This is a genomic window from Alteromonas sp. R7, assembly GCF_055755235.1.
This window is the reverse complement of record NZ_JBVTQX010000004.1, coordinates 304060-317919: the sequence shown is the minus strand read 5'-3', so window position 1 is coordinate 317919 and position 13860 is coordinate 304060. Positions and strand designations below refer to the sequence as shown.

Here is a 13860-nt window from a genome sequence, read left to right as displayed (position 1 = left end):
TCAAACAAGCGGCTTAAGCCGCTTGTTTACCTAATAGACCCGCAAAACGTTCAAAACAAAGCGAGTTAAACGGTAATTATCTACAGGTGTTGAAAAACGCGATGAAAGAGGTTTTTAATTTTAGTGCTGGCCCGGCTATGCTTCCAAAAGAAGTCATGGAAAAAGCACAATCAGAATTTACAAATTGGCGCGATCTAGGCTGCTCTGTAATGGAAGTAAGCCATCGTGGTAAAGACTTCATTGAAATAGCGGCAAAAGCTGAGCAAGATTTGCGAGATTTATTGTCCATTCCTTCCAACTACCATGTGCTGTTCACGCACGGTGGTGGGCGTGGGCAATTTGCCGCTGTACCACTCAACTTATCCAACGCTAACGATACCAGTCTTCACCTAGTCAGCGGTTCTTGGTCTAAAGGTGCCGTTGACGAAGCAAACAAATACAACCACGCCAAAGTGGTGGGTGAAGTGTCTGAAAAAGACGGCTGTCACTACGTTGCGCAGCCTCAGCTGAGCGAGATTGATCAATCTGCCGCGTATTACCATTTCTGTCCAAATGAAACCGTTGATGGAATCGCTTTTGATTGGCTACCAGAGTCGGGCAAGGTTCCGCTGGTTTCTGATATGTCTTCGACTTTATTGTCACAGCCGTTAGATGTAGCAAAGCATGGCGTTATATACGCTGGGGCACAAAAGAATATCGGCCCAAGCGGCTTATCAGTTGTTATTGTTCGCGAAGACCTGGTTGGCAAAGCACGTAAAGAAACGCCGTCTATCTTCGATTATGCATTAGCGGCAAAGTCTGACTCTATGTACAACACACCGCCAACGTTCTCATGGTACTTAGCGGGGCTTGTATTTGAATGGCTTAAAGATATGGGCGGCGTTGACGCTATGGCTAAACGCAATGCTGAAAAGGCGGCGTTATTATATTCAGCCATCGACAGCTCTGACTTCTATTCAAGTAAAGTTCACCCTGACAACCGTTCAAAAATGAACGTGCCGTTTCATTTAGCCAATTCTGAACTTGACGGATTGTTCCTTAAACAGTCACAAGAAGCAGGGTTACTTGCTCTTAAAGGGCATCGTTCAGTAGGGGGCATGCGTGCCAGTATTTATAATGCAATGCCAGTAGAGGGCATTGTTGCGCTAGTTGAATTTATGCGCGAATTTGAAAGAGTGAATGGATAAAATGGAGCAGTTAACATTAGACCCGATTGCAAAAGTATCGGGAGAGGTCAATGTACCTGGCTCAAAAAGTCTGTCTAACCGCGCACTACTACTAGCCGCGTTAGCTGAAGGTGAAACTGAATTAACTAACTTGCTTGATAGCGAAGATATTGAGCATATGCTTAATGCACTCACTAAATTAGGCATTAACTATCGCTTGAGCGAAGACAAAACGCAATGCGTTGTACAAGGTAACGGAGGCGCGTTCAACGTAGCTGAACCCTTAGAGCTTTTCCTAGGCAATGCCGGTACAGCAATGCGACCTTTGTGCGCGGCACTTGCTGCTAGTAATGTCGACACAGTACTTACCGGTGAACCACGCATGGAAGAGCGTCCAATTGGTGATTTAGTGGATGCGCTGCGCGAAGCTGATGCTGAAGTAACCTATCTCAAAAACGAAGGTTTCCCGCCGCTTCAAATTAAAGGTAAAACTTTAAACGGTGGCGAAATGTCGGTGGACGGCAGTGTATCTAGCCAGTTTTTAACAGCCCTTTTAATGGCTGCGCCGTTATTTTCTGGTGATGTGACTATTCGCATAAAAGGTGAGTTGGTTTCTAAGCCTTATATCGATATAACGTTAGATACCATGGCGAAGTTTGGCGTTACTGTTAAAAATGATAACTACCAAACGTTCACGATTTCTGGTGACGCTAAGTATATTGCGCCGGGTAAATTTATGGTTGAAGGCGATGCATCGTCAGCATCTTACTTCCTTGCAGCCGGTGCCATTAAAGGTGGGACGGTACGCGTAACCGGAATTGGCCAGAACAGCATTCAAGGTGACATTCGTTTTGCTGATGTACTTGAGGCCATGGGTGCAACGGTGGTTTGGAACGATGAGTATGTTGAAATAACGGGTGCGCCGCTTAAAGGCGTGAACATGGATATGAACCATATTCCAGATGCGGCCATGACCATCGCGACTACGGCATTGTTTGCTGAAGGTCCAACTACCATGACTAATATTTATAACTGGCGTGTTAAGGAAACAGACCGTCTTGCGGCTATGGCCACCGAGCTTCAAAAGTTGGGTGCGAAAGTGGAAGAAGGGCATGACTATATTAAAGTGTGGCCGACTGACTCGCTAAAACATGCTGAGATAGACACGTATAACGACCATCGCATTGCCATGTGCTTCTCGCTTGTTGCGTTAAGCGATACGCCGGTAACAATAAACGACCCGGGCTGCACGCGCAAAACGTTCCCAGACTACTTTACCCGCTTTAAAACACTGTATAGCGCGTAAAGGCTCAAAAAATATTCCTCATAAATAATGGTAGGCAATGCCGGTAATCGCCTTACTTGCCCCATTGATCTGAATCAGGTTTAACCTGATGTTCAATGCCGCCAATTAGAGGCGGCATTGCTTATCTCTCACTAAAGCGTATAATTGCGCGCGATTTTTAGTAATTTAAACGATGGAGCAGGTATGCATTCCACACCCGTAGTCACGGTTGACGGTCCTAGTGGTGCTGGTAAAGGTACGTTAAGTAGCTTGCTGGCAAAGAAATTAGGGTGGCACTTTCTAGATAGCGGCGCAATTTACCGCGTATTAGCAGTTGCTGCACTTCACCACGACCTTCCGTGTGATGATGAAGAATGTGTTGTTCCTCTAGCAACCGGTCTTGATGTTAGTTTCGAGACGAATGGCGATAGCACTCGCATAATCTTAGAAGGCGAAGACGTTACTGACGATATTCGCACCGAAGAAGTTGGCGCCGTGGCGTCAAAAGTTGCGGCATTACCCCGGGTTCGCGAAGCACTACTTCGCAGACAGCGTGCTTTCCAACAAGATCCTGGACTTGTTGCCGACGGTCGCGACATGGGTACAGTGGTATTTCCCGACGCGCCTGTAAAGATTTTCCTTACAGCAAGCGCAGAAGCCCGTGCAGAACGCCGCTATAGCCAGTTGAAAGCAAAGGGCATGGATGTTAATATTGCGCGCCTTTTAACCGATATCAAGGCAAGAGACGAGCGCGATACACAGCGTGCAGTGGCTCCTTTGGTACCGGCACAAGATGCAGTAATTATAGATTCAACGGACTTGGATATTGACCAAGTCTTTGAAAAAGCGATGGATATTATTTCCTCACGCCTTTAATGACGAGAGCTGATCGCATCCAAAGCAGTGTTGCTACAGGAAGTGGCGACTAATTTTAATAACCCCGCGTTATCCGGATAAGAAGCGTGGATATCAACTTAAAAGTTATTTGAGACTTATGACTGAAAATTTTGCACAACTTTTTGAAGAAAGCTTACAAGAACTAGAAACACGTCCTGGTTCAATTGTAAAAGGTACTGTTGTTTCTATCGACAAAGACATCGTTCTTGTTGATGCAGGCTTGAAATCAGAAAGTGCTATCCCAGCTGACCAATTCAAAAACGCTGAAGGCGAACTAGAAATCGCTATCGGTGACCAAGTAGACGTAGCACTAGATGCAGTTGAAGATGGTTTCGGTGAAACTATCCTTTCTCGCGAAAAAGCGAAGCGTCACGAAGCGTGGGTTGAGCTGGAAAAAGCTTACGAAGATAAAGCTACTATCAAAGGCGTTATCAACGGTAAAGTTAAAGGCGGTTTCACTGTTGAAGTTAACAGTGTACGCGCGTTCCTTCCTGGTTCTCTTGTTGACGTACGTCCAGTACGTGACACTACGCACCTTGAAGGCAAAGAGCTTGAATTTAAAGTTATCAAGCTTGACGCTAAGCGTAACAACGTTGTTGTTTCTCGTCGTGCAGTTATCGAAGCAGAAAGCAGCGCAGAGCGCGAAACGCTTCTTGCTAACCTTGAAGAAGGTCATGAAATCAAGGGTATCGTTAAGAACCTTACCGATTACGGTGCGTTCGTTGACCTTGGTGGCGTAGACGGTCTTCTACACATCACTGACATGGCTTGGAAGCGCGTTAAGCACCCAAGTGAAATCGTGAATGTTGGTGACGAAATCAACGTTAAAGTACTTAAGTTCGACAAAGAGAAGCAGCGTGTTTCTCTTGGCATGAAGCAAATGGGCAACGATCCATGGCAAGAAATTGCTTCTCGTTACCCAGAAGGTACTAAGATCAACGGTCAGGTTACTAACCTTACTGACTACGGCTGCTTCGTTGAAATCGAAGACGGCGTTGAAGGTCTTGTACACGTTTCTGAAATGGATTGGACTAACAAGAACATCCACCCATCTAAAGTTGTTAACCTAGGTGACACTGTAGATGTAATGGTTCTTGAAATTGACGAAGAGCGTCGTCGTATTTCTCTAGGTCTTAAGCAGTGCATTGCTAACCCTTGGGAAACATTTGCTGAGTCACACGAAAAAGGTGACAAAGTGTCTGGTAAGATCAAGTCAATCACTGACTTCGGTATCTTCATCGGTCTTGACGGCGGCATCGACGGTCTAGTTCACCTTTCTGACATCAGCTGGAACAAGTCTGGTGAAGACGCGGTTCGCGACTACAAGAAAGGCGACGAAATCTCTGCAGTTGTACTTCAAGTCGACCCAGAGCGTGAGCGTATCTCTCTTGGCGTTAAGCAAATCGAAGAAGATCCTTTCAACAAGTATCTGACAGATAACAAGAAAGGTGCTATCGTTACTGGTACAGTAACAGCAGTTGATGCGAAAGGCGTTACTGTAAACCTAGCTGAAGAAGTTGACGGCTACATCCGCGTTGCAGATCTTGCTGTAGAGCGTGTTGAAGACGCAACAGAAGTAGCAAGCGTTGGTGATAGCATCGAAGCGAAGTTCATGGGCGTTGACCGTAAGAACCGCACTGTTAACCTATCTGTTAAAGCGAAAGATCAGGCTGACGAAAAAGAAGCTATCGATAAAGTTAACCAGCAAGAAGATGTTGGTTTCGCTAACGCGATGGCAGAAGCATTTAAAGCTGCTAAAGGCGAATAATGCTTTTGTGGGTGTGCACATGCACACCCAATTCGCGATAGCTGTTTAAACAATAATATTGACAATGAGGTTAAGCATGACCAAGTCTGAATTAATTGAACGGCTCGCGGATCAAGCGCGTCATATTCCGGCGAAGGAACTTGAGCTGGCGATAAAAGAACTTCTAGAGCAAATGGCGCAAACTCTCCAAAAGGGTGAGCGTATTGAAATTAGAGGTTTTGGCAGTTTCTCTCTTCACTACCGCGCTCCACGCGTAGGTAGAAACCCAAAAACGGGTGAGACAGTGAAACTTGACGGTAAATATGTACCGCACTTTAAGCCTGGTAAAGAGCTTCGCGAAAGGGTAGACGCCTCAATCGCATAATGCATTTTAAAAGCCGCTGAAAAGCGGCTTTTTTGTGTCTGCTGTCTTATTGTTATTTAGCAAAATTCAATAGTCTATTTGCCTTAGCTAAAATAAGGCACTCGTTATTGCTGATATACTTTCGTTTAATTTTTGATACCTATTGACCCCAACTCGAATAGGGTTATATATTGTTCAAATAATAATAAACGGTATTCATAGAAGTAATGTCAGCCGGCGACGAACAAGCAATAATAAAACAATACCAGCCGCTCATTCGCGCGTTAATTCCTTATGAACAACAAAACAAGCTGTTAGAAGGAATTAACAAGTTTTCGAAGCGTCTACCTAGTAGTGTTCGAAAAGTAGTAAAAGAGGAGGTTGTTCGATTAACGTCGTTAACCGACGCACCTGCTGATAACTCTGCCTTTGCTCAATTCCCCGTCATGAAATTCAAGCACTTCGGGGTTCAAATGCGCCTTGATAAAGTCGGCGCGCAGATACTCAAAAACGAAACATCGCTTTATCAAGACAGATATACGGTAGGCGTGTTTGAGTCAGTAATGAACTCAGACTTCTACCAAAACCAAATAAAAAAAGAACAGTTCAAAAAAATTGTCGATGCTTTTAATGTTGAAAGCCAATCGTTTACTGATATAGATTTCGGCGATGACATCGCTATTCGCCCAAATTTTACTATTTCTTCCCCCGATTTTGAGAAAGGCCGTCATTGTTCGATCAGTTCGATGTCACACAAAGGCATTGCTCTTGAAACGAAAAGGCCACCGAACGCTTCTACTGGTGACATTATTACGTTCACTATTCCTGAAGTTAAAGGACTTACTAAAGAACCGACTGAAATAACGCTTGAACTAGAGTCGGTAAAATACAACAAGCACTTAGGGAAGTATGAGACATCGTTTGTTTTTCAAGACGACGTGGATAAAGGCTTTCTTGCAACCCTTAAGCGATATGTAGCGATTACTGCGTATAAACAGCCTTTGCAGCGTGATTTAGAAATAGAACGCGCTATGCAAGAACTAGAACGCGACCGAATACTTGAAAATAGCCCGTGGTTGCCCGTGTTTCTCGCGCCAGAGAAAAAGTCGCTTAAGCCCATTATAGCCCTGTTTACCAAAGCCAATGTCGAGCATAACGACGCCGAAAAACTCTTGGCTAGCCTACAAGATAAGCCTATCTTCGCGACGTTAGTTGACGAGCTGCGCAAGTATAATGAAGCTTATGTCTTTCATGGCAACATCAAAACCAAAAATGGTAACGTTCAAATAACAGCGACGCATAGACAACTGCTAGCATTAAAACAGCTTAACGCGTTGGTTTATCTTCTTGCCAAAAGTGGCGAATTCATCTGTACCCATTGTCGACTTGATAGCGTGACGCGAGAAGATAAACAAAAAGCGTTTGCTATTCACGATATTGCCAGTAAAGAATTTGAGCAACTAGCGCAGATTTCCCATGTTCTTTATTGTAAAGACGTGTCTGCTTATCTTACTAATCTGACCCTTTCAGCAAAATGCGATTTCAAACCCTTGTCAAAGACATTGAGGGCTAGCGGCAATAATTGGCGAATTGATTATGTTATGGAAGAGGATTTAGATAGACGTAGTGAGACACGTTACGTTATTGATAAACCTGCCTCTATTAAAGTTGGACTGCTGACATCGATTGATGCGCGGGTTGCTGATCTGAGTGCAAGCGGGATGAAGTTAATCGTTGCACCGAAAAGTGAGCTACAAAAGGAAATTCGTGTTTCAGTACCGGAACTGAAAATTAAAGGTGAAAAATATAAGGTTGTGCACTACCAAGCGGAAACGGGCGTGGTGAGGTTGTGCCTTGTTGAAGATACACGTAAGGCTAAAGTGAGCTCGAGCGTCGATCATATGGTTGAAGAAAATACCGCGTATTTCAAAGTAAGAGATATTGCGCGTATTCAACGCTCAACTCACCGTTATATCTGGGAATTGGCGGTTAGGCATATGCCGTCTTTATCGGTACTATGTGTGATGAACCGCTTTACGTTAGACAGGCTCAAAACGGTGTATCAAAGTGACGCATCTGACGACCTTTATCCTTTTTCGCGCACTCAAAATATTATCCCACTGCACGGCTTTTTTGCAGACAAAGGGCAGGCTAAGCCCAAGTCACAAATTCTAGAGGCGATGTTTAAAGAAACATCTGAACAAGCGTTAGTGGTTCACTGCGTTAGAAAGAGCGATAGCCGCTTAGTGTATATAAAAGAACGCGACTTCCTTTTTTCTAAGTTGCGAACACAGATAAAAACTCAGTTAGATGAAGAAAAAATACATCTCAGCGCCACAGATGTCACTGCTATTCGATGTCACGGTGCGATAACGCCGTTAACCAAGAAGCGTCTTGCCCAGCTATCAAAGCTAGACAAAGCCATGTATGACAAGCTCGAAACGATGCAGGCGGGTTATACACACTGTATTTTTATTACTAATATGTCAGCCCTTCACCACGATTTAGTGGTAGACAATCTTATTGCCAAACCCCAACGACAGGATCTAGAAAGCGAAGGTGCGGCTTAATGCCAGAGCCTTCTGAATGGGCAATTATCGATGCAGATTGGTATAACATCATTTCACTTACGCTTTTAGTGTTATCTCTTTTCGCATTTTGCTATTCTTGTAAATAAATCAACAAAAAAGGGTTGAGTGTTGAAAGGGATCCTAACGTTTCTTATCATTTTGGTTCTGCTCGCGATCGCGTTTGTCATTGGCTCTCAAAATGAAGCACAAGTAACAGTTAATTATTTAATTGCTCAGGCGAATCTTCGCTTATCAACGTTAATAGCGATAACACTTTCAATAGGCGTTGGTATTGGTATTTTGGTAATGCTAATGAGCTGGCTAAAATTGCGTGTTCAGCTGATGTCTGCGCAGTCTAAAATACAGAGTCTGGAACAAGAACACTAATGCTCGAACTGCTGTTTCTCCTTTTGCCTGTTGCGGCAGGTTACGGCTGGATAATGGGCCGAAATAGTGTCCGTCAAGCGCAGCGAAAGCAGTCTAGCATTCTATCTAAGCATTATTACAAGGGGCTAAACTTCCTTCTTTCAGACCAACCTGATAAAGCAGTCGATACGCTAATCAAAATGATTAACGTGAATAGCGATACAGTAGAGACGCATATCGCGATGGGGAGCTTTTTCCGTCACCGAGGCGAAATAGACCGCGCAATTAAAGTCCACCAGAATTTAGTTAGCCGTGATGAGCTCCAGCCGGCTCAACGAGAAAATGCTCTGAGGGAGCTTGGTCACGACTACACACAAGCGGGCTTTCTAGAGCGTGCTGAAAATGCTTTTCTTCAACTGCTTAACAGCGATAAACACTACCTTGTAGCTCAACAGCAACTTTTCAGTATCTACCAGACCACGAAAGAGTGGGAAAGAGCCATCGAATTAGCCGAACGTATGGTGCAGTGTCATGGTGACAATGATGATTTGTGCGAACGCCTTGCACACTTTTATTGTGAACAAGCATCGGTTGAGTTGAAAAACGATAGCCAAGGGGCGGCATTGACCTTATTACAAAAAGCGGTAAACGCCGACGAACATGCGGTTAGGCCGTGGCTTATGTTAGGTGATATAGCCCTTGATCAAAAACGCTTTACTGATGCCAACGCGTACTTTACGCAAGTGGCCGAACGCGATATCAACTGGTTCAGCGAAGCCGTACCTAGTTTGGAAAAAATTGCTGAAGAAACTGACGACTGGGAAAGTTTTCAGAAGAACTTAGAAGCACACTGGCAAGAGTGTGCTACGTCCTATTTAGCCATGGTTGATGTGCTTATGAAGCGCGGTGAAACGGCACAGGCGGCTGAGTACTTACTTGAGCAACTTCGCAAACGCCCGACTATGCGCGGCTTTAAAACCCTTATGGGGCTTTACATTGACCAGCTTTCAGATAAAACCACGGCTGATAGCTTACGCTTACTTAAAGAATTGGTGGAAAAGCAAATGTTGCAGCGCCCTAAATACCGCTGTGGCAGCTGTGGCTTTTCCGGTCGAAAATTATATTGGTTATGCCCTAGCTGTAAAAAGTGGGGCGTAGTAAAACCTATCAAAGGGCTAGACGGAGAATAAAAGAACATGCATGACCCACGCGTTATTGTTGCATTAGACTATGACAATAAAGATACTGCATTGGCGTTTGTTGATAAATTAGATTCAAGCTTGTGCAAGCTAAAAGTGGGCAAGGAGATGTTCACCTTATTTGGACCAGAATTCGTAAAAGCGCTAATCGCTAAAGGCTTTGACGTTTTCTTGGATCTTAAATTCCATGACATTCCAAATACTGTAGCGAAAGCGTGTAAAGCAGCGGCGGAGCTGGGTGTATGGATGGTAAATGTACATGCATCGGGCGGCCTACCTATGATGCAAGCAGCTAAAGAGGCGATTGCAACAAGCAGCAACCCTCAAACTAAACTTATTGCGGTTACCGTTCTTACCAGCATGGATGAAGCGCAGTTGGCGGATGTAGTAAGCGGTGTGACACCAGAGCAACAAGTGCTGCGTCTGGCGGCACTAACAGAAAAAGCAGGATTAGACGGCATTGTCTGCTCGGCACAGGAAGCCGGCGCATTACGCGAAAAACACAGCGACGATTTTCTGCTAGTTACACCAGGTATTCGCCCAGTAGGCGCAGACGCTGGTGATCAAAAGCGCGTCATGACGCCTCCCGATGCTATGAAAGCTGGCGTGAGCTATTTAGTTATGGGAAGACCTATCACTAAAGCAGAAGACCCTATTGCCGTACTGAAAGCAGTAAACGCATCAATAAACGGTTAGCACTAATTCAATAACTTATTGGATGGCTAGTTTTAAGCTGAGTTACGCGTTTTAGCGTTACTAAGATAATTATGAACTTAGGTATTGAAGCGTATCCAATGGAATGGATTCCTCCTAAACTTGAGTAGTTGTCTTTTATTTGTTCAGCGTGGTGATGTCGAGTTACCAATATTCAGATTACTCATGTCGGTGTTGATATTGCAAAACCCTTTTTTCATGTTCACGCTGTAGACAGATTTGGCCAAAGGCAGTGGAAGGGAAGATACTGTTTAACAAAGTGGTTTGATACTATTGAGTAAAATGTCTCTAAAGAAAAACTGCACTGGAAGCTTCGGTTCGCCTCACTATTCGGGGCGAGAATTAAAAAACCGAGGCTTTAATTTTAAAGTACTATAGGTGTAAAAGCCAACGCACTCTTCTACAGCATTATCGAAACCGCAAAGTCCATAGAATTAAATATCTTCGAATATAAAAAGACTTGTCTTTTTGAAATCAGCAAGCCCAACGTTGTTGTAGAGCAACTGATACCATGTCGCTTTGCAAAGCGTAGAGTGTGGTTCTCGGAAGCTTATATTAAAACTAAAATAAGCTTCCGAGAATCACGAAAGTATATGGGTATTAAACTGAAATAAAAGAGTAAATCGAAACTAAACTAGGTAAATGAGTAAGCGTTATTTAACTTAAATAAATACTACTTTAAACCCTATCGTCACTAATGGTGACAAACCTCATCACAAGCAGTATTCATGAGTTGCTCAAAAATCAATTGGCTTTAATGGATCATTCTGACTAAGCTAACACTGAGAAGGATGTCGTATCTCAGAATAGTACAATTGAATATCAAGGATTTAGGGACGGGGAGATGAAAAAAATGAACAGTTCAGAATGCTGTGCGAAAAATGTCTATACTTCGTTAAAAGCACTTTTTAGCAGCCGCTTTATTTCACCCCTTACAACTATTTGTAAGTAAACCTTTCTCAACCGTATGCGGCTACATGCCTTCCGGTACAACACGTTATTAATATTAATTTGAGTGTCCCTTCGAGATATCTTGTAGATCTTCGACACCATCCGTTGTTGCTGAACCAAACCCTCAAGCGCAAGGTGGATAAACTTCTTCCAAACTTGCGAATTGGTAACCCAAATTTGGCTTAGTTTACGAGTTGCAAGGCGGCTACTTATAGCATTAGCTAACCTTTACATCCTTGGTTTGCAAATAAGCTTTGAAAATAAGAGATTGTTTATCAGATTAGGTATCATCTAATGAAATATGTATTCTTTTTAACGCTGTTCAGCTCTTTTGCTTTATCAAATACGTTGGTGCCAGAATCTCTAAATCAAGATATTGAGACAATAACTGTCGAGGGCTCTAGACCACTAGGTTATTTTTACAAATTACGACAAAAAGAGCGTCTTGCATTCATGGAAAAATTTAACGACCTCATCAAGGATGAAGACCTGCATTTTGAATGTAGAACAGAAACTCAAACTGGCTCTCACATAAGCTCTAAAGTATGTAGAAATGCATTTGATTGGCGAATAATACAAGAGATCGTAACGGAAGAGGTTAGTAGAGGGAATATTCTCTCTGCTTATGCTACTGCTTTGATGGGAAATAAAGAGCAAGAGGAGCGAAAACAAGAATTAATCAATAATATCAATGTTTTGCTTGAGGAAAATAAAGAGTTCTCAAGAGCTTATGAAAAGTATCGAGAAGCTGACTCAGCATATAAAAAAGCTCATGTTGAAAGATTCGGAAACCTAAGTCCCTATAATAGTAAGTAAACGCTTAACACTCAGCAACACGAATGCGTTAACACCGACCATCGAAATGGCCTCAAAAGTTAAACAGACTTCAATAATTATTTAAATTTGTTTTAGAAAATAATGAACTAACCACGTCCGTATTGATGATTACAAACTACTGGTTACAGTAATTAGTGCAACCTCATTCAAACACTCTCCGACTTTGTTTAACTAACTTTAGCCAGAGCTTCACATTTCCATTTTCTCGACTGCACAGTTTTATGTCATAGGCACCTCAGCCTCCACAAGAGTGAAACGCCACCGGTGCGTGTACAGTGACTAGTAATCTTTCCATTTGGTATGGTTGAACTCAATGGTTAGGATATTTCATGCACGGATTAGTGTATCTAGTGCGACGTCGACTCCGAGCAACAGTTGAAATGGCAAATTACTGAGCCTGAGGAGGGGGAGCGGGGAGCGAACTTGAAGCAATAATAAATTTAGCTTATTTCGCTATTAAGCGTTTAAGATAAAAAAAGCTCGGATGTCGTGTTCACATACCGAGCTTTTTTAGGGCTACTTATTCACGAGAGTGACCTAGAGCCATTAAAATAAACGAAAAGTCTTATTCGCCTTTAAGCGCTACTTCAGCTGGTGTATAGGTTAGACCTAGTTCTTCACCTAGTGCGTCAACCACGGCTTTGTAAGTTACCTTACCTTCGTGCACGTTTAGGCCATTAAGCAAATGCTTGTCTTCTAGCATCGCTTTCGCAGGGCCTTTGTTTGCAAGGGCTAAGCCGAATGGCAATGTGGCATTGTTAAGTGCCATTGTAGAAGTACGCGCAACGCCACCTGGCATGTTTGCAACACAGTAGTGAACCACGTCATCAACAATATAAACTGGGTCTTGGTGTGTTGTTGCTTTAGATGTTTCAAAGCATCCGCCTTGGTCGATAGCAACGTCAACAAGTACTGAACCAGGCTTCATTGCCTTAATCTGTTCGCGAGTAAGAAGCTTCGGAGCTGCTGCGCCAGGAATAAGTACCGCACCAACAACAAGATCAGCTTTTGAAGAGTAGTGCTCAATAGCGTCAACGGTAGAGTAAACCGTTTTTACTTGTCCGTTAAAGATATCATCGATTTGACGAAGACGAGGAAGCGAGCGGTCAAGAATAGTAACGTCAGCACCAAGGCCTAGTGCCATTTTTGCTGCGTTAGTACCAACAACACCACCGCCGATAACCAATACTTTACCTGGTGCTACACCCGGAACGCCACCAAGAAGTGTACCGCTACCGCCGTGTGCTTTTTCAAGGTAGTGCGCGCCAGCTTGAACCGACATACGGCCAGCTACTTCACTCATTGGTGCTAGTAGTGGAAGCCCACCGCGGTCGTCAGTCACTGTTTCATATGCGATACAAGTTGCACCAGATTCAACAAGCAGCTTTGTTTGCGTAGGATCAGGCGCTAAATGTAGGTAGGTGTATAGTGTCTGGCCTTTACGAAGCATTTTGCACTCGTTAGGCTGAGGCTCTTTAACTTTTACGATCATTTCTGCTTCAGCAAACACTTGCTCAGCCGTTGATGCAATGGCTGCGCCAGCTTCGACATACATTTCGTTAGTGAAACCTATTGCGTCACCTGCGTTCGTTTCTACTAAAACGCTGTGACCGTGGCTAACAAACTCTTTTACAGCTGCTGGCGTCAAGCCAACACGGTATTCGTGGTTCTTAATTTCTTTTGGTACACCAACTAACATGTATAGTCCTCAATCTTATAGTGAGCTTCTAAGCGGCTCTGGTTGAACTTTTGATAAATAGTGTT

Annotated in this window: 11 protein-coding genes; 10 read left to right on the top strand and 1 reads right to left on the bottom strand. The window is 43.6% G+C overall.

The features are described from left to right. Nucleotides 1-101 precede the first annotated feature (101 nt). From serC to AC0J2X_RS09000, 10 genes are all read left to right on the top strand, one after another. The gene (gene serC / locus AC0J2X_RS09045) at nucleotides 102-1187 is read left to right on the top strand and encodes a 3-phosphoserine/phosphohydroxythreonine transaminase (protein ID WP_069944404.1); all 1086 of its coding nucleotides are present in this window, start codon (nucleotides 102-104) and stop codon (nucleotides 1185-1187) included. Nucleotide 1188: 1 nt separating this feature from the next. Then, on the top strand, nucleotides 1189-2472 hold the full coding sequence (aroA, locus tag AC0J2X_RS09040; protein ID WP_069944408.1) for a 3-phosphoshikimate 1-carboxyvinyltransferase: 1284 nt from the start codon (nucleotides 1189-1191) through the stop codon (nucleotides 2470-2472). 183 nt (nucleotides 2473-2655) lie between these two features. Continuing rightward, on the top strand, nucleotides 2656-3327 hold the full coding sequence (gene cmk / locus AC0J2X_RS09035) for a (d)CMP kinase (RefSeq protein ID WP_015067326.1): 672 nt from the start codon (nucleotides 2656-2658) through the stop codon (nucleotides 3325-3327). A gap of 118 nt (nucleotides 3328-3445) precedes the next feature. After that, on the top strand, nucleotides 3446-5116 hold the full coding sequence (rpsA, locus tag AC0J2X_RS09030; RefSeq protein WP_014949642.1) for a 30S ribosomal protein S1: 1671 nt from the start codon (nucleotides 3446-3448) through the stop codon (nucleotides 5114-5116). Between the two features lie 76 nt (nucleotides 5117-5192). Continuing rightward, the gene (gene ihfB / locus AC0J2X_RS09025) at nucleotides 5193-5480 is read left to right on the top strand and encodes an integration host factor subunit beta (RefSeq protein WP_014949641.1); all 288 of its coding nucleotides are present in this window, start codon (nucleotides 5193-5195) and stop codon (nucleotides 5478-5480) included. Between the two features lie 206 nt (nucleotides 5481-5686). Further along, nucleotides 5687-8029, top strand: a complete 2343-nt coding sequence (locus AC0J2X_RS09020; RefSeq protein ID WP_069944403.1) for a PilZ domain-containing protein — start codon at nucleotides 5687-5689, stop codon at nucleotides 8027-8029. 129 nt (nucleotides 8030-8158) lie between these two features. Next, nucleotides 8159-8416, top strand: coding sequence for a LapA family protein (locus tag AC0J2X_RS09015; RefSeq protein WP_014949639.1), 258 nt, complete (start codon nucleotides 8159-8161; stop codon nucleotides 8414-8416). Continuing rightward, nucleotides 8416-9585, top strand: coding sequence for a lipopolysaccharide assembly protein LapB (lapB, locus tag AC0J2X_RS09010; RefSeq protein WP_014949638.1), 1170 nt, complete (start codon nucleotides 8416-8418; stop codon nucleotides 9583-9585). The genes AC0J2X_RS09015 and lapB overlap by 1 nt, the downstream gene beginning before the upstream one ends. Nucleotides 9586-9591: 6 nt before the next feature. Beyond that, entirely contained in the window at nucleotides 9592-10290 is a 699-nt protein-coding gene (gene pyrF, locus AC0J2X_RS09005) for an orotidine-5'-phosphate decarboxylase (protein WP_239301174.1), read from the top strand. Between the two features lie 1263 nt (nucleotides 10291-11553). Continuing rightward, entirely contained in the window at nucleotides 11554-12075 is a 522-nt protein-coding gene (locus tag AC0J2X_RS09000) for a hypothetical protein (RefSeq protein ID WP_039227647.1), read from the top strand. A gap of 586 nt (nucleotides 12076-12661) precedes the next feature. Here AC0J2X_RS09000 and ald read toward each other — a convergent pair. Continuing rightward, nucleotides 12662-13795 (bottom strand): alanine dehydrogenase, encoded by a 1134-nt coding sequence (gene ald / locus AC0J2X_RS08995; RefSeq protein WP_039227648.1) that lies wholly within the window; start codon nucleotides 13793-13795, stop codon nucleotides 12662-12664. Between the last annotated feature and the right edge of the window lie 65 nt (nucleotides 13796-13860).